This window comes from Pseudidiomarina gelatinasegens, from assembly GCF_004025325.1.
GTDB classification, from domain to species: domain Bacteria; phylum Pseudomonadota; class Gammaproteobacteria; order Enterobacterales; family Alteromonadaceae; genus Pseudidiomarina; species Pseudidiomarina gelatinasegens.
In genome coordinates this window covers 39963-57452 of record NZ_RSFE01000008.1, presented here as the reverse complement: position 1 = coordinate 57452, position 17490 = coordinate 39963, and the positions used below count along the sequence as shown (strand labels likewise).

At 48.8% G+C, this 17490-nt stretch carries 15 protein-coding genes; 6 read left to right on the top strand and 9 right to left on the bottom strand.

From position 1 onward, the window contains the following. From epd to EGC76_RS10150, 5 genes are all read right to left on the bottom strand, one after another. Positions 1-1023, bottom strand: coding sequence for an erythrose-4-phosphate dehydrogenase (epd, locus tag EGC76_RS10170; protein ID WP_128352893.1), 1023 nt, complete (start codon positions 1021-1023; stop codon positions 1-3). After that, complete coding sequence (gene tkt / locus EGC76_RS10165; protein ID WP_128352892.1) at positions 1020-3032, bottom strand: transketolase; 2013 nt, start codon at positions 3030-3032, stop codon at positions 1020-1022. Before tkt ends, epd begins: the two co-directional genes overlap by 4 nt. A 79-nt stretch (positions 3033-3111) precedes the next feature. After that, positions 3112-4260 carry a methionine adenosyltransferase gene (gene metK, locus EGC76_RS10160; RefSeq protein WP_128352891.1) on the bottom strand — a complete coding sequence of 383 codons (1149 nt, stop codon included), beginning with the start codon at positions 4258-4260 and terminating at the stop codon, positions 3112-3114. A gap of 94 nt (positions 4261-4354) precedes the next feature. After that, positions 4355-5410 carry an NAD(P)-dependent alcohol dehydrogenase gene (locus tag EGC76_RS10155; RefSeq protein WP_128352890.1) on the bottom strand — a complete coding sequence of 352 codons (1056 nt, stop codon included), beginning with the start codon at positions 5408-5410 and terminating at the stop codon, positions 4355-4357. A 10-nt stretch (positions 5411-5420) separates the two neighbouring features. Further along, positions 5421-7262, bottom strand: coding sequence for a M1 family metallopeptidase (locus tag EGC76_RS10150; protein ID WP_128352889.1), 1842 nt, complete (start codon positions 7260-7262; stop codon positions 5421-5423). Positions 7263-7402: 140 nt separating this feature from the next. Between EGC76_RS10150 and EGC76_RS10145 the strand changes: the two genes are divergently transcribed. Genes EGC76_RS10145 through ruvX form a run of 4 tightly spaced genes read left to right on the top strand, consistent with a single transcriptional unit; the run spans position 7403 to position 10116 of the window. After that, a complete protein-coding gene (locus EGC76_RS10145; protein WP_128352888.1) occupies positions 7403-8140 on the top strand; it encodes a 16S rRNA (uracil(1498)-N(3))-methyltransferase in 738 nt (245 codons plus the stop codon). Between the two features lie 6 nt (positions 8141-8146). Further along, positions 8147-9097, top strand: coding sequence for a glutathione synthase (gene gshB, locus EGC76_RS10140; RefSeq protein ID WP_128352887.1), 951 nt, complete (start codon positions 8147-8149; stop codon positions 9095-9097). Between the two features lie 42 nt (positions 9098-9139). Continuing rightward, positions 9140-9706 (top strand): YqgE/AlgH family protein, encoded by a 567-nt coding sequence (locus EGC76_RS10135; protein ID WP_128352886.1) that lies wholly within the window; start codon positions 9140-9142, stop codon positions 9704-9706. After that, entirely contained in the window at positions 9703-10116 is a 414-nt protein-coding gene (ruvX, locus tag EGC76_RS10130; protein ID WP_128352885.1) for a Holliday junction resolvase RuvX, read from the top strand. Before EGC76_RS10135 ends, ruvX begins: the two co-directional genes overlap by 4 nt. Here ruvX and EGC76_RS10125 read toward each other — a convergent pair whose 3' ends face one another. Next, on the bottom strand, positions 10117-11502 hold the full coding sequence (locus EGC76_RS10125; protein ID WP_128352884.1) for a PhoH family protein: 1386 nt from the start codon (positions 11500-11502) through the stop codon (positions 10117-10119). It abuts the gene before it with no gap. A 159-nt stretch (positions 11503-11661) separates the two neighbouring features. Between EGC76_RS10125 and EGC76_RS10120 the strand changes: the two genes are divergently transcribed. Both EGC76_RS10120 and EGC76_RS10115 read left to right on the top strand, forming a co-directional pair. Then, complete coding sequence (locus EGC76_RS10120; RefSeq protein WP_246013960.1) at positions 11662-14340, top strand: SNF2-related protein; 2679 nt, start codon at positions 11662-11664, stop codon at positions 14338-14340. Further along, positions 14337-14993 (top strand): pseudouridine synthase, encoded by a 657-nt coding sequence (locus tag EGC76_RS10115; RefSeq protein WP_128352883.1) that lies wholly within the window; start codon positions 14337-14339, stop codon positions 14991-14993. The genes EGC76_RS10120 and EGC76_RS10115 overlap by 4 nt, the downstream gene beginning before the upstream one ends. On the opposite strand, the gene djlA is transcribed toward EGC76_RS10115, so the two are convergent. From djlA to EGC76_RS10100, 3 genes are read right to left on the bottom strand one after another with little or no spacing between them, the layout of a single operon-like run. Next, the gene (gene djlA, locus EGC76_RS10110; RefSeq protein ID WP_128352882.1) at positions 14971-15759 is read right to left on the bottom strand and encodes a co-chaperone DjlA; all 789 of its coding nucleotides are present in this window, start codon (positions 15757-15759) and stop codon (positions 14971-14973) included. The two genes, EGC76_RS10115 and djlA, sit on opposite strands and share 23 nt — an antisense overlap. Beyond that, positions 15756-16433: an N-acetylmuramate alpha-1-phosphate uridylyltransferase MurU gene (murU, locus tag EGC76_RS10105; protein ID WP_128352881.1), complete on the bottom strand. Its 678-nt coding sequence runs from the start codon at positions 16431-16433 to the stop codon at positions 15756-15758. The genes djlA and murU overlap by 4 nt, the downstream gene beginning before the upstream one ends. Beyond that, positions 16433-17437, bottom strand: a complete 1005-nt coding sequence (locus EGC76_RS10100; protein ID WP_128352880.1) for an aminoglycoside phosphotransferase family protein — start codon at positions 17435-17437, stop codon at positions 16433-16435. The genes murU and EGC76_RS10100 overlap by 1 nt, the downstream gene beginning before the upstream one ends. Positions 17438-17490 lie beyond the last annotated feature (53 nt).

Sequence of the window (17490 nt, the reverse complement as noted above, 5' to 3'; positions counted from 1 at the left end):
TTACTGCGCCAACATCACTTGGGCAGTGTCTAACATTCGGTTTGCAAAGCCCCATTCGTTATCGCACCAACACAGCACTTTAATTAAGCGCTTGTCAGCAACACGGGTTTGCGTGCCATCGACAATGCTTGAACGCGGATCATGATTAAAATCAATCGACACCAGCGGTTCATCGACAAAGCCGAGAATTTTTGCCAAAGGCCCTCGAGCTGCATCGGACAATACTTCATTAACGCGGGTCACGTTCACGGCAGTATTGACCGTTACGCTTAAGTCCATAGCCGTTACATTGGTGGTTGGAACGCGCACTTGAATGGCCTCAAAGCGACCTGCAAACTTAGGCAGGATTCGCTCAATGCCTCGCGCTAAACGCGTATCGACTGGGATAATTGAACGCCCCGCTGCACGCGCCAAGCGCAAATCGGTATGGTACGCATCAATAACTTGCTGATCATGCATCGCTGCATGAATCGTCGTTATCGCGCCACTATCAATACCGAATGCTTCGTCTAAAACTTTAATGACCGGGATAATACAATTGGTTGTGCACGAGCCATTCGATACCCACCGATGCTGCGGTGTCATATCGTCACTGTTCACGCCATAAATGGCGGTGAAATCCAAATCGGCGCTGCCCGGTTGCGAAAACAAGACCTGTTTAATGCCAATTTTGTCGTAGGCTGCGCCATGCTCTCGTGTTCCATGCACACCGGTGCAATCGAGCACCAAATCGACGCCTAGTTCGTGCCAATTTAGGTTTTCAATTTCACTATTTGCGGAAACAGCGATTGAATCACCAGCTACCTGTAACTGCTGTTCATTCAATACCACCACAGGACTTTGAAAGCGCCCGTGGCTGGTGTCGTATTTGAGCAAGTGCGCCATGGACTCAACTGGTGCCAATTCGTTAATTGCTACCACTTCTATATGATGTCGGTAGCCACGCTCGTAGAGCGCCCGCAAAACACTGCGACCGATACGGCCAAATCCATTTATCGCGATGCGTGCGGGCTTGGTGCTCATGCGTTTAATAATTCCTTTGCGGTTGTCACAACATTTTCTACGGTAAATCCAAAGTGTTTAAACAGTTCACCGGCAGGGGCTGACTCGCCGAAACTTGTCATGCCGATAATACGCCCTTGCAAACCAACATATTTAAACCAGTAATCTGCAATACCCGCTTCAATCGCGATACGATTCGTTTGGGTACTTGGTAATACCTGCTCGCGGTAGGCGCTATCTTGCTGATCAAATACATCGGTTGCCGGCATCGACACAACACGTACCTGATGGCCTTCAGCCTGTAAGGTTTTTGCTGCGCTTACTGCCAAGGCAACTTCAGAGCCTGTCGCAATCAGGATTAAATCTGGGGTACCGTTGCTATCAAGCAGCACATAACCACCGCGCTCAATATTAGCAACTTGGTCATGGCTACGTTCTTGCTGTGCTAGATTTTGACGGCTAAAAATCAACGAGGTTGGTCCGTCTTTGCGCAACAATGCGTACTTCCATGCCACGGCTGATTCAACCTGATCACATGGGCGCCACGTGCTCATATTTGGCGTCATCCGCAAGCTCGCGATTTGCTCTACCGGCTGGTGCGTTGGGCCATCTTCGCCCAAACCAATCGAGTCATGTGTGTATACAAAAATGCTTTGTTGCTTCATGAGTGCAGCCATACGAACCGCGTTGCGTGCATATTCCATGAACATTAAAAAGGTTGCGCCGTACGGTGTAAAACCACCATGCAACGCAATGCCGTTCATGATTGCTGACATCGCAAACTCGCGCACGCCGTAAAAGATGTAGTTACCGCTGGCGTCAGTTTTAGTAATACCTTTCGAGCCACTCCAGATGGTGAGGTTGGAACCCGCCAAATCGGCAGAACCACCCAATAACTCCGGCAATAACGGGCCATAAGTATTTAACGCATTTTGTGACGCTTTACGGCTGGCAATATCGGCTGGCTCCGACTGCAACTTAGCAATATACGCATCGGCTTGTGCAGCAAAATCTGCTGGTAAATCGCCATCTAATCGACGTTTGAGCTCCGCAGCAAGTTCTGGGTAAGCTTGCGCGTAATCATTAAAGCGCTTATTCCATGCTGCTTCAGCTTGCGCACCTTGCTGCTTGGCTGACCATGCTGCATAAACGTCCGTTGGAATTTCAAACGGCCCATGCTCCCAGCCCAGCTGTGCACGTGCTGCAACAATTTCATCGGCACCCAATGGTGCGCCGTGGCAACTTTCAGAGCCTTGTTTGTTCGGTGCGCCAAAACCGATAATGGTTTTACAAATAATCAGCGTTGGTTTGTCTGACCGCGCACGCGCAGCTTCAACAGCCGCTTTAATCGCTTCAGCGTCATGACCGTCAACATCGGCAATCACGTGCCAGTTATAGGCTTCAAAACGCTTTTGCGTATCGTCAGTAAACCAGCCTTCAACTTCACCATCAATCGAAATGCCGTTGTCGTCATAAAATGCGATCAGTTTGCCCAACCCTAGCGTACCGGCCAGTGAGCAGGCTTCATGCGAAATACCTTCCATTAAACAACCATCGCCTAAAAACGTGTAGGTGTAATGGTCAATAATGTCATGCGCGGGTTGGTTAAATTGTGCTGCGAGTACTTTCTCGGCAAGTGCCATGCCCACCGCGTTGGTTACGCCTTGTCCAAGCGGACCTGTGGTTGTTTCGATACCTGGCGCATAACCGTACTCTGGGTGACCTGGGGTTTTTGAATGAAGCTGTCGGAAATTCTTTATTTCATTAATATCGAGGTCATAACCGGTAAGGTGCAACAGTGAATAAATCAGCATTGAACCGTGTCCGTTTGATAAAACAAAACGATCGCGGTTCGCCCAGTCAGGGTTTGCAGGGTTGTGATTAAGGTAGTCACGCCACAGAACTTCGGCAATATCAGCCATGCCCATTGGCGCTCCTGGATGGCCAGAGTTAGCCTGTTGAACCGCATCCATGCTGAGTGCACGAATGGCATTGGCGAGATATTTTCGCTCCGATACTGCTGCTGTCATAACAAACCCCGAAATTTAGCGTGTGGAAAAATGCACAAATGGTGCGCGTATTCTCCACATTTCGGGGCTTTGACGCAAATTAGATATCAGCGCGAAGTGCTTCTACCTTGTCTGTTTTTTCCCATGGGAACTCATTACGCCCGAAGTGGCCATAAGCTGCTGTGGCTTGATAAATCGGCTGCTCAAGGTCAAGCATTTGAATTAAGCCATAAGGGCGCAAGTCAAAATGCTTGCGTACCAGTGCAATCAATTTTTCTTCGCTATGCGGGCTGGTTCCGAACGTTTCGATGCTAATCGAGGTTGGTTCGGCAACACCAATCGCATAAGAAATTTGCAGCTCAACACGGTCCGCTAAGCCTGCTGCAACCAAATTTTTCGCGACATAACGCGCAGCATATGCTGCACTGCGGTCAACCTTGGAAGGGTCTTTACCCGAGAATGCACCACCACCGTGACGCGCCATACCACCGTATGTGTCGACAATGATTTTGCGACCGGTTAAACCACAGTCACCCATTGGCCCACCAATCACGAACTTACCGGTTGGGTTAATAAAAATGCGTTCTTGATTTTTCGGGAACCATGCCTCCGGCAGAACCGGTTTAATGATGGTCTCAATAACCGCTTCACGGAGGTCTTTTTGGCTAATATCTTGATGATGCTGCGTTGACAAAACCACCGCATCAATACCTACCGGCCGGCCATCTTCATAAATAAAAGTTAATTGTGACTTCGCGTCAGGACGCAACCACGGCAAGGTACCGTTTTTACGTACTTCAGCCTGACGTTGCACCAAACGATGCGCATAAGTGATTGGCGCAGGCATCAGCACATCAGTTTCGTTTGACGCATAGCCAAACATAAGGCCTTGGTCACCGGCGCCCTGTTCTTCTGGGCTTGCACGATCAACACCTTGATTAATATCTGGTGATTGCTTGCCAATGGCATTGAGTACAGCACATGAATCAGCATCAAAACCCATATCGGAATGAACATAACCAATATTACGTACGGTATTGCGCGTGATTTCTTCAATATCAACCCATGCATTGGTGTTTATTTCACCACCAACGAGCACCATGCCCGTTTTTACATAGGTTTCACAGGCAACCCGTGCACGCGGATCTTGCTTAAGAATTGCGTCGAGTACCGCGTCCGAAATTTGGTCGGCGATTTTGTCTGGATGCCCTTCTGATACTGACTCAGAAGTAAATAAATGCTGTGCCATGCTTTGCGATCTCTAGTCAAAGTTAGGAATAAAAAAGTGGGCGTAGTTTAACTGAACCATGCCCACTTTTCTACATTTAGACGTCTAAAAGTCTTTATTTCTGTTTTAGTGTTGCCATATCAATCACAAAGCGATATTTCACGTCGCTTTTCAGCATACGTTCATAGGCTTCGTTGATTTCGTCCATGGCAATCATCTCGATATCTGAGGTGATACCGTGCTCGGCACAGAAATCGAGCATTTCTTGTGTTTCGGCAATACCGCCAATTAACGAGCCAGCCAAGCTGCGGCGTTTCGCGATTAAATTAAATACTGCCGGTGACGGGTGCGACTCAGCCGGAACACCGACTAAGGTCATGGTGCCATCAAGACGCAGCAAGGTTAAGTAAGCATCCAAGTCATGCGGTGCAGCAACCGTGTTTAAAATAAAATCAAGGCTATTGCGCCATGCCTTCATTTGCTCTTCGTCTTTAGAGATCACCACGTGATCAGCACCTAAGCGCTTCGCATCGTCGACTTTGTTCGGCGAGGTGGTAAATAGTACCACTTCGGCACCCATCGCTTTTGCGATTTTGACCGCCATGTGGCCTAAACCACCGAGACCAACCACCCCAACTTTATGCCCTTTGGTAACGCCCCAGTGGCGCAGTGGCGAATAAGTGGTGATGCCAGCGCACAGCAAGGGTGCAACACCGGCCAGGTCCAATTTGTCAGAAACTTTCAATACGAAGTCTTGAGCAACCGTGATGCGGTTTGAGTAGCCACCAAAGGTAACGCCACCCATGTGCTTGTCTTCGCCATTGTAAGTACCAACAAACCCGTTATCACAATACTGTTCATAACCGTCTTCGCAATTTGCACAGGTACGGCATGAGTCCACCATGCAACCGACGCCAACGGTGTCACCAACTTTATATTTACTGACTTTGCTACCTACGCGGGTCACTTTACCTACAATTTCGTGGCCAGGTACGCACGGGAAAACGGTGCCGCCCCATTCATTACGGGCTTGGTGCAAATCTGAGTGGCACACACCACAGTATTCGATTTCAATCTCAACGTCGTCAGCGGTTGGATCGCGACGCTCAAACTCAAAATATTCGAGCGCTTGGTCGGCTGCTTGGGCAGCAAATCCGATTGCCTTTGGCATGTTTTACTCCTTAGTTTTTGTCGTACAACAAAGCCTCGTTGACCGTTTGAGTAAGCGGGTGATATCCCGGTTTTGCCTGCTCGTAAACTTCTCGAGCCCATTTCAGGTTATCGGGTGTCTTCGCTAACTCTCGGTACAGCGGGCTTACCAACTTATTGCGACCAATAGTTAGCAAGTAACTACGTAAACGCTCGCGCGCTGGTTCATATTTTTTCACAATAGATAACTTCAGCCAGGCGTGCGCAATTTCACTATTTTGAATCTCGGTAAGATTAAACACCCGATCCAAACGCGCCATGTTTTCGGCCGAAATATCGAGTGGCAGATTATTAATGAAGTGCAACCATTCGTGCGTTGTCCACTTTTCAATTTGTAACTGACCACCTTTAAGCCAGCGCTGCATCTGCTTTTCGACATTTGCAAAAGCATCCGATGTAGGTTTTGGAGCGTCGGCAGGTAGGCCCGGTTCGTGCAACCATTCATTTACTTTACTGGTGCTTACCGCGTCCGGGTTTTTAGCCAAGAGCTCACGCTGCAAATAGGTTTTAAATTGCGCGGTTGAAATACTTTGGAAAGCAAAATCATCAAAATATTTACGCAAAAATTTATCAAAGGTTTCACGACCAAACTTTTCTTCTAAGTACACTAAAAATAATTGGCCTTTCACGTAAGGTACTTGCGAGAAAACATCGTCTGGATGGCGTGTTCCCAAGTCAATGTTTAACACCGTGTCTTTTGGCTCCAGACGTTCGATATTCGCTAAGAGGTCCTGATAACCGAGTGCGAGTTCCATTTGTGCGCGTCGTTTGCCAAACAACGATTCCATGATGCGGTTTTCAACGTAACTGGTGAAGCCTTCATTAATCCATAGATCGCGCCAGCTTGCGTTGGTTACCAAATTGCCTGACCAAGAATGAGCCAATTCATGGGCGATTAAGTTGATTAAGCTACGATCGCCTGACACCACGGTTGGCGTGATAAACGACAACCGTGGGTTTTCCATGCCACCGAAAGGAAAGCTTGGTGGTAAAATCAATAAATCATAGCGGTCCCAACGATAAGGACCATACATTGCCTCGGTCGCTTCAATCATTGCCGGCGTATCTGCAAATTCCCACGCAGCGTCATCGAGAATGTACTGCTCAGCAAATACTGCAACGTTGTCGCTGATAGACTTCACTGCTAAATCGCCAGCAGCAATTGCAATCAGGTATGGTGGTATCGGCTGTGGCATGGTGAAGTGATATTCGCCCCCACGCTCTTCACTCAGGCTATTGTCGGCACTCATAACTGCGAGTAGCCCTTCTGGTGTCGTTACCGTTGCGTTGTACGTTAATCGCAATGCCGGTGAGTCTTGAATTGGTATCCAACTGCGCGCATGGATTGGCTGCGACTGACTAAACATAAATGGGTGCTTTTTACCGGCAGTTTGTGCGGGCGTCAGCCATTGCAAGCCGCTTGCGCTAGGAATGGTTTCATAATGAATACGAACCTTGTCCGCAATACCACCAATATCAACAATCAGCTCTTGCCCTAAGCTAGGATGAATGTCGCCTAAGGTAAATTTAGTTGGCAGCCATTGATCATTCACGCGTATTTCGGTGCGCTTAATCACGAGTTCACTGCTGTCTAAATAAATCTGATTGGTGTCATCATGCCGTTGTAAGGTATAAGTGGCATGCCCTTTTAACTTGCGTGCTTCAAAGTCAACGGTTAAAACTAAATCCAGATGCGGCGTCGACACTTGGTCCAAACGCGCATAACTGTGCACATCCTCAGCCTTCACCACGCTGCTGGAAAGTACCGCAGCCAAACTAAAACACCAAATAACTAAAGCTCGCGAGAGATGCATTTATTTTTCTCCTTAATGATCACGCTGCAGCCATGATCGGTCGGATATCTGACAAAATCAAATCTTTTCAAGCTGCCAAAGATTTCCACGCGGTGTTAAGATGTTCGCATATGCATTATTGATGAAAGGTTTAACACGGCATGCGCATTCCTCGCATTTATGAGCCAAGCTCATGCATTTGGGCTGTGGGTAGCACGGTGACACTCTCTGAAGATGCAGCCAACCACGTTGGTCGTGTATTACGGATGTCAGCTGGCCAATCCCTTGAGCTATTTAATGGTGATGGCAACAATTATCAGGCAACGATTACTGAGGTTCACAAGCGCTCTGTTACGGTCTCTCTGACGGCAGTCGCACCGAACACCTCAGAATCGTTTGTACATGTGCACCTCGCACAGGGTATATCGCGCGGTGATAGAATGGACTTCGTACTGCAAAAGTCTGTTGAACTTGGAGTAACCGAAATTACACCTTTGTTCACCGAACGCTGTGGCGTTAAGTTAACCGGCGAACGCTTGGCAAAGAAACAACAACAATGGCAAAAAATAGTTATTGCCGCTTGTGAACAAAGTGGCCGCAGTTACGTACCTAAAGTACATGCGCCAATAACGTTTCAGCAGTGGTTAACGCAATTGCCCGAAGGCATGCGACTAACCTTAGACCCCTATGCCGCAAAACCATTGCGAGAACTTGCGGTCGAACCTAAACAGCTTACGTTATTAATTGGCCCTGAAGGTGGGCTAACCGACCTTGAGGTGCAAAGCGCCAGCGACCATGAATTTTTGCCGGTTCGTCTCGGCCCTCGAATTTTGCGCACTGAAACCGCCGCGTTAACGGCGCTGAGCGTAATACAATATCAATTTGGCGATCTTGCCTAAGGACATTTGATGAAACTTGCGATGATCATGGACCCAATTGAGTCGGTCAAAACATACAAAGACACCAGTTTTCGTCTATTGCTTGAAGCTCAAGCGCGAAATTACGAACTCTATTATTTGACCATGGATGACCTTTCTATTGCAGCGAGTGAACCAATGGGTCGAGCGCGCAGCGTTACAGTGGTGGATCAGCCAACCGATTTTTACACTTTGGGTGAGCCTACTGAAATGAACCTGGGCAGCTTTGACGTGATTTTAATGCGTAAAGATCCGCCGTTTGATACCGAGTTCGTGTACGCCACGTATATATTAGAATTAGCTGAACGCCGCGGTGCGCTTGTAGTAAACCGCCCGCAAAGCCTTCGTGATTGCAACGAAAAGCTGTTTACTGCATGGTTCCCCGAGCTGACGCCGCCCACTATCGTGACACGTCGTGCTGAGCAAATACGCGCATTTCATAAAGAGCACCGCGACATCATATTGAAACCTCTCGATGGTATGGGTGGTGCATCAATTTTCCGCGTTCGTGAAGATGGCACAAACTTAGGTGTCATCATCGAAACGCTCACCAATCACGGGCATCAATTTGCAATGATTCAGCGCTATCTACCAGAAATTAGTGACGGGGATAAGCGCATTTTAATCATTGATGGTGAGCCTATGCCTTATGCGCTAGCGCGGGTTCCTTCTGCCGGAGAAACACGTGGTAACTTAGCTGCAGGTGGCAGTGGACGCCCCCAACCACTGAGCGATAGCGATTGGGAATTAGCACGAAAAGTTGGGCCTGAATTAAAACGTCGTGGGCTAACTATTGTGGGCCTCGACGTAATTGGTGACCGCGTGACTGAAATAAATGTCACCAGCCCCACTTGCATGCGCGAAATTGAATCCGCATATGATATCAATATCGCCGCGAAAGTATTTGAAGCTATCGAGCGGCAGTTGGGTTTGTGCTAACGGGGTAAAAACCGGCGTTTTCTCATTGGAGTTGTAACAGTCATGGAAACATTAAATAGCCTACAGAATCATTTCTTGATTGCCATGCCCAGCATGGACGATCCGTATTTTGCACGCACGGTAACATATATTTGTGAGCACAATGCGGAAGGGGCTATGGGGTTAATTATCAATCAACCGGTGGAATTAAGCGTCGAAGATCTACTCGAGAAACTGGAAATTATAGTACCCGATAATTCCGTTGGCCTTGACGGCCCTGTGTACTCGGGCGGCCCCTTGGCACGCGATCGCGGCTTTGTTTTACATTCTACCGACCATAGCTGGCGCAGCTCTGTACAGCTTAGCGATGATATTGTCATCACCACGTCAAAAGATATTTTGGAAGCCATGGGCAAAGGAAACTTGCCGGATGACTACCTGCTGACTCTTGGTTATGCAGGCTGGGAAGCAGGTCAACTTGAACGTGAGCTGGCAGAAAATAGTTGGTTAACCATTCCAGCGGATAGTGACATTTTATTTCATACCCCAAGCAAAGAGCGTTGGCAGCGTGCTGTTAAAAAGCTCGGCATTCAAACTTGGCAGCTTGGTCCAGACGTAGGACACGCATGAGCCAGGTTATCGGGTTTGATTTTGGTACACATAGCATTGGCGTCGCAGTCGGCCAAACCGTTACTGGCACCGCTTCGCCGCTAACCGCACTTAAAGCAAAAGATGGTCAACCCAATTGGGATGCAGTTGCAAAGTTACTCTCTGATTGGCAGCCGGAACTGCTGGTGGTTGGCTTGCCGCTGAATATGGATGGCACGGAGCAACCGCTGACTGATCTTGCCCGCAAATTCGCAAATCGGCTGCATGGCCGATTTGGGATTAAAGTGGCATTGCAAGATGAGCGCTTAACAACCGTTGCGGCAAAAGAAGATTTGTTTGGCCGCGGCGGCTACAAACAATTGCAAAAAGGCAAAGTTGATAGTGCCGCGGCGCAATTAATACTCGAAGACTTTTTGAGTCAAAACTCTTAGTTAAAGGTTCTCTTCTGCGTACTGCGCCAATGAACTGCGCACCACCCCATTTAAGTTAACTGTTGCACTGCCTGGATAATCTTTAAAGCGCTCCACAATATAGGTTAACCCAGAAGTCACTGCCGTCAGGTAGTAACTATCGATTTGCGCCAAGTTACCCGAACAAATAATTTTAGTTCCGGTACCACAGCGGGTAATGATTGTTTTCAATTGCGATGCAGTTAAGTTTTGCGATTCGTCCAAAATTACAATCGCATTTTGGATGCTGCGCCCGCGCATGAAATTGAGTGATTTAAACTGGATATTCGCCTTTTTCATAATGTAGTTCAGGCTTGATTCCATACTCTCATCTTGTTTGTGCAGCACTTCCAACGAATCGGTAATGGCCGCTAACCACGGCGCCATCTTTTCTTCTTCGGTGCCCGGTAAATAACCAATGGACTCGGCAATTTCAGGCGTATTGCGCGTTACAATGATTTTTTCATAAATGCCCTGCTCAATAACGAGCTCCAGTGCTGAGGCAAGCGCCAGCAAAGTTTTACCGCTGCCCGCAGGCCCAGTGAGAATTACCAAATCGATACTCGGATCCAATAAGGCGTTCATTGCCATAGCTTGGTAGATGTTTTTAGGGTGAATTCCCCAGGCTCGGTAACTCATCATGCGTTCGAAACCAATGTCATGCAGCCGAATATTTTCTTTGTCGTAACCAACAACTTTTGCGGCAAAATGCTCGGTATCATCAATAATGTATTGGTTGCGGAATACTGTCGGCAGCACATCGCGCGCAACCTCATGAAAAGTTTCCCGGCCCTCTTGGGCGCTGGTAACGTCACCAACATGGGCCCAAAAATCACCTTCAACTTCAACAAAGCCTTTGGACAAAAAGCGAATATCGTCGATAAGCTGATCGGTTCGATAGTCTTCAACGCACTTAACCCCAGCCCCCTTTGCCTTCAAGCGCATGTTGATGTCTTTGGTCACCAACACCACTTTCGTAGATTTATGTTTGCGCTGCAGTTCCAATGCTGTTTGAATTATCCGGTGATCATTTTCAGACAAATTTAGCGCTGCATCCTGTTGTTTTAGTTGATAATCAGGATAAATCGCTAAAGTACCTTCTGCATGATGCGCACCTTCCATATTGCTCAGCGGTACGCCTTCAAGAATTTCTTCGGGGGTTGCGTCCTTCAACGCATTTTCGAGTGACCGAATCGCCACTCGAGCCTCACGGCTTACGTCTTTATGGCGATCTTTGATGTTGTCCAACTCCTCTAGGACAACCATTGGTATCACAACATTGTGTTCATCGAAGTTTAAAAAAGCGAGGGGTTCGTGCAGCAGGATATTAGTATCAAGTAGATAAAACTTTGGAACGGTTTCGGACATGTTGTACCTCAAGCTACGTTGGTATTTTAATGATTTTGATAACGTGCCATTCATTTCTAAGACTAGCCTAACTTTCGTGAAAATGGTGTGAATATTGAAATAAATTTCGCTACCATGTGCGCCCTTATTATCGACTATGCTGTTAAAGGTCTTATTTGAATGGTAGCGAACACAACGTCAATGCGATTTATTCCGGGTCAACGATGGCTCAGTGAAACTGAGATGGAACAGGGACTTGGTATAGTTAGCCAACTGCAAGGACGAATGGTTACTGTACTATTCCCAGTTACTGGTGAATTTCGACAGTATGCGATAGCTGACGCTCCGCTAGCGCGCTACCAGTTGTTAGTTGATGAACAGGGCCAACATGGTGATGGTTGGCACTTCCGCGTCAATCAAGTCGACGAACACAACGGCGTACTGACTTATCATGGGGTTCGTGAAGACTCCGATGAATCTGTGACCGTTCCTGAGGCGCAGCTAGCCGCACAAGTTGCTACCAACCATCCGTTAACACGTATTCTGGCCGGCAAAGTTGATCGCTTAGACATGTATCAACTGCGCTTACAGGCTCACCATCATTTAAGTGCATGGCAAACAAGCCCCGCTGCAGGCTTGATTGGCGCGCGCGCAGAATTACTGCCACATCAACTCTATATCGCTGCGACTGTAGCCGATCGCCACCATCCACGTGTGCTACTGGCTGATGAAGTGGGTTTGGGTAAAACCATCGAAGCCGGCTTAATTATGCAGCGCAGACTACTGACCGGACGCAGCGAGCGCGTTCTTATTGTGGTTCCTGACAGTTTGGCGCATCAATGGTTGGTTGAGTTGCTGCGTCGGTTCAACCTTCGCTTTAGTCTGTTTGATACTGAACGCTGCGAACAAGCTGCACTTGACGGTGGCGCTGTATTTGCCAGTGAGCAACTTGTCGTTATCCCGCAGTCGTTGTTGTCGCATCCAATGTGGTCCGCGGAATTACTCGAAGTGGACTGGGACTTGTTAATCATTGATGAGGCCCATCAAATTGCGCCTCAAGATCAACGTTTTGCCTTGGTGCAACAATTATGTGAGCAGATATCGAGCGTGTTACTGCTTACTGCAACACCTGAACAAGCAGGTTTAGAAGCGCACTTTGCACGGCTTCAACTGCTTGATCCCGACCGCTTTGATAGCTTTGAAAAATTCAAATCGGATCAAGCCAATTACAAAGCCTTGGCGCCACAAGCTGAAGCGCTTGCAAGTTCCGGCGACAATTCCACGCTGGATGAGCTATTAGACAGTTATGGCACCGGCCGGGTTATGTTTCGCAATAGCCGTGCTCATATTGGTGGATTCCCTGAACGGCGCGTGCAAATGACAGCGCTCGAGGCGGGTGATGCATTAACGCGCCGTTTTGCTTGGTTGGTAAACCTGCTGAAAGAAAACAAACAGAACAAGTTTGTTTTAATCTGCCGCAGCGCTGAAATGGTGCTCGCATTGCATGAAATGTTACGCATACAACACGGTATTCACGCAGCCGTTTTCCATGAAGGTTTAAGTCTGATTGAGCGGGACCGTGCCGCGGCATTTTTCGCCAGCCCAGAAGACGGTTGCCCATTGTTACTGTGTTCCGAGATTGGCAGTGAGGGGCGCAATTTTCAGTTCGCCCAACATTTGATTTTATTTGATTTGCCGCGCCACCCGGATTTACTTGAACAGCGCATTGGGCGTCTCGACCGAATTGGTCAGCAAGACGAAATCACGATTCATGTGCCGGTTGTTGAAGGCACACCTGAGCAGGTCTTATTTGCTTGGTACAACGCGATGAACGCATTTACACAAACCAACGGTATCGGTGCGAATTTGCATCAACAATTTGCCGAGCAGGTTAATGTGCTTATCGACGAGCTCGATACCGGTGATTTTGATTTGGACCAGCTTGAAGATCTTGTCGAAGACACGCAGGAAGCCAGCCAAGTTTTACGGGCTGAAGTTGATGCCGGCCGAGATCGCCTGCAAGAACTGAATGCTTTTCGCCCGCATCAGATTGCACAACTGCTAGAAACCATTACCGAAATTGAACAAGCGAGCGAGCTTGAATCCTTTATGGTGTCGTTTTGGGCGCGTTTCGGAATTGAATTCGACCGCCTCAACGAAGATAGCGGTTGGCTACGCCCGTCAGAGCAAATGCGCGTGCCGATGGAAGGCTTACCCGACGAAGGCATCACCGTCACTTTTTCACGGGAGTATGCACTGACTCACGAAGACGTTGCTTATTTGAGTTGGGATCACCCGCTGGTGCAGCAAGCGTTAGAGTTATTGACCAACGACACTTATGGCAGCACCGCTGTTGGACTCATGCAAAATCGCGCCCTGCCTGCCGGAGCTTGGTTTATTGAGCTGCACTTCAGTAGTTTTGCCATGGCACCGAAACAACTGGTGATGAGCGAGTTTTACCCGCGCCATAGCTTTCGCGTATTGCTCGATAGCAACGGCCGCGACTTAACCGATAAAGTTGCAGCCGGTGTGCTGGATAAGCAACTGCAGTTCATTGATAAAAAGCAAGCGCGGCAACTGCTCAAACAGCTACGCAGTGCCTGTCAAAAAGCCATTCAAACCGCTTGGAAACCCGCGGAGCTAGGCCAGCAACAACAGCTTGAGCAGGCTCGACACCACGTGAAAGAAGCGATGTCGTCACAACAACAACGCTTGATCAATTTACGGGAACGCAACCCACTGGTACGTGACAGCGAAATCGAAGCGGTAGCGTTGCGCCAGCAAGGGCTGCTGGAAGCCCTTGAACAACCTGTTCTGCAGCTTGATTCAGTGCGCGTGATAGTGAACATGTCTGCATGACGCTGCTTCACTACGCACCCCCCATGCATCCGTTTGTGACAATTGTTTACAGCGATGCTGACCTGGTGGTGGTCAATAAGCAAAGCGGCTTGTTAAGCGTGCCTGGTAAAGCACCAGAACACCGCGACTCGGTGTGGACACGGTTAGAACGCGTGATGCCTAATCTACGCGTAGTACACCGCTTGGACATGGCAACGTCGGGCTTGATGGTGTTTGCTCGCGACAAGGTAACGCAGGCTGGACTACAGCGGCAATTTGAGCGGCGCACGGTGACAAAACGCTATCGTGCTCATGTGTGGGGGCACTTACCTGCAAATCGCGGTTTAATTGAATTGGCAGTGCGCTGCGACTGGCCAAATCGGCCACGGCAAATGGTCGATTTGCGTCTGGGCAAACCTGCCGCGACGCTTTACCGAGTTATTGCCGAACATGCTGCCGGTGATGTGGTTGAGTTGACGCCATACACCGGCCGCTCACATCAACTGCGGGTGCATATGCAAGCCCTCGGAACTCCGATTCTCGGCGATAAGTTTTACGCCGGAACCGAAGCCTATGCGGCTGCAAACCGGCTGTTACTGCACGCTGAAAAACTCGCTTTTACGCACCCAAAAACTGGCGTTGAGCTTACCTTTAATTGTCCTGCCGACTTTTAATAAGCTCGTACGCTGCCTGAATTTGCTGTGCTTTTGCCTGAGCAGACTCACGCATTTCAGGCGGTAAACCCTGTGCTGCTAGCTTATCTGGATGATGTTTATTCATCAGCTTGCGGTACGCTTTTTTCACGTCAGAGAAACTTGCTGAGCGGGCAACCCCGAGCACGGCGTATGCATCATCAATTTGACTCGCTGAGGCCTGCGCATTTTGCTGACTTGAGCGCCCACCACCGCCAAACCGTTGCCCGGCTTGCGCCATTTGCAGCAAGATATCCAGTTGTGCGCGACGAAAACCAAGTGCTTCGGTCACTTTCACCAAAACATCGTATTCGGCTTGATCAAGCTGGCCATCGTGCAAGGCGACTGTGAGCAACTGCTCCAGGAAAAACTGCAATAAATCACGTCGCCACGCAAGCTGTGCACGTAACTGTTGCACCCGTTGCGTTAACGGAAAATCAGCTTCTTTACCCTCACGAAAACTTTCTTGCGCTTGCGCGCGCGCGTCTTCAGAGAGTTGCAAATGGGTCATGAGTTGTGTGACGTAATCAATGTCTTGTGTGGTGACACGGCCCTTTGATTTCGCCAAGTGCCCGAGCACACCAAATAACGTGCTCACAAATTGCTGAGGCTGTTGTGCTGCGCCCTGTTGCATGGCGCGCGTCAACGACTTATCAAACCAATGCCCAATTAAAACACCGAGTAATAGGCCAATAAATCGCGCAAATAGAAAACCAAAAAAACCACCAAGAATCTTACCCCAAATCATGGGTACTCCTGTAATTCTGCTAAACGTTCGGGCGTGCCAACATCTGTCCATGCGGCGTCGATGATTGTTGCTGCTAACTGTTGTTGCTGTGCGCCTTTATCTAAGAATGGGCGTAACCGAACAAACTGCTCACTGCCAGGATTATACATGGAGAACATTTCTGGTGAATACAAGCCCATGCCCGTGTATGTGTAACTGGTTTCACCTTCTTCCGCACACTTTAATAGACCATTTTTTACCGTAAAGTCGCCCTGCCGATTATGGGGGGGATTCTTCGTCAACAACAGGTGGGCTAAATGTCCGGTTGATAGCTGTTGCGGCAGCTGAGCAAAATCAAAGTCTGTGAATATATCGCCATTGATGACCCAAAAGGGTTCAGTACCCAAATAAGGTAACGCGCGGATAATCCCCCCGGCTGTTTCCAGGCCACCAGACGGTTCTGCCGAATAGACAATGCTCAAACCAAAGCGGCGGCCGTCTCCTAACTGTGTTTCGATTTTTTCACCCAGCCACGCATGATTAATTACTACACACTCGACACCTTGCTTGGCAAGTTGATCAAGGTGATATTCAATCAGCGCTTTGCCGTTTACTTCCAGCAAAGGTTTTGGGGTGGTGTCGGTCAGCGGGCGCATACGTTCGCCTCGGCCCGCTGCTAATATCATGGCGCGCATCAGATTAGTTCCTGCAGCGCGGGTTGCACCCGCTCGGCCAACCAATGGCGGTAGTCGTTAAACTCCGGATAAAACCCAGCGATGTCGTACAGATAGTCCACTGTGCGCGGTATGTCTTGTAAGTAGCCTGTTTTGCCATCGCGATGATAAAGCCGCGCAAAAATTCCAGCCGCTTTGGTGTGACGCTGCAGGCCCATCAAGTCAAACCAGCGTTGCCATTGCTCAACGGAAACCGCAACGGGAAGTAATTGTTGATGCTGCAATTGATTATACAAATCATGGCTAAGCTGTTGTACCAAATCATGGGGCCAACGCACGTAACAGTCGCGCAGTAAGCTCACCGCGTCATAGGTTATCGGCCCACGCACCGCGTCCTGAAAGTCGATATAAGCTAATTTCTGGTGTGCTTGCACCATAATATTGCGGGCATGGTAATCGCGATGAACGCCAACTTGCGGCTGCTCAAGTGCATTAGCGGTTAGCGTGTCGCAAAAATTCGCCCACATCGCTTTTTCTTCATGAGACAGGCTCAGCCCAAGATGGGTGCCGACCAACCAATCATGAAACAAGTCTAATTCGCGCCGCAACAAAGCCTCGTCATAGTTGGGTAATGAGCCCAGTTCGGTGTTTTGCACACGCATTATCGCGGTTAAATCAGCTAATGCTTGCCGATACCAACCGCTCATTGACGCTTCCGTCAGCTCGCTGAGTAACAACGTTGACCCTAGATCTGACAACAACATGAAGCCTTGCTTCTCGTCTGCAGCAATAACTTCGGGGACATTTACGCCCTGCTCTGCGTAGGCTTGAGCAATCGCAATAAATGGTTGTAACGATTCCTGCGGTGGCGGCGCATCAACAGCAATCAAACTGCGGTGCCCGTCAGAGGTGCGAAAATAACGACGAAAACTCGCGTCGCCTGACACGGGCTGTAATCGCTGTTGACGGTAACCGGTGACAGCCTCACACCAGGCTTGTAATTGTATTTCTCGTTGTTCGTTCACATGGCCCTCGTGGCGATTATTTATTCATCAAATCATGCTGCCGCTGACAGATA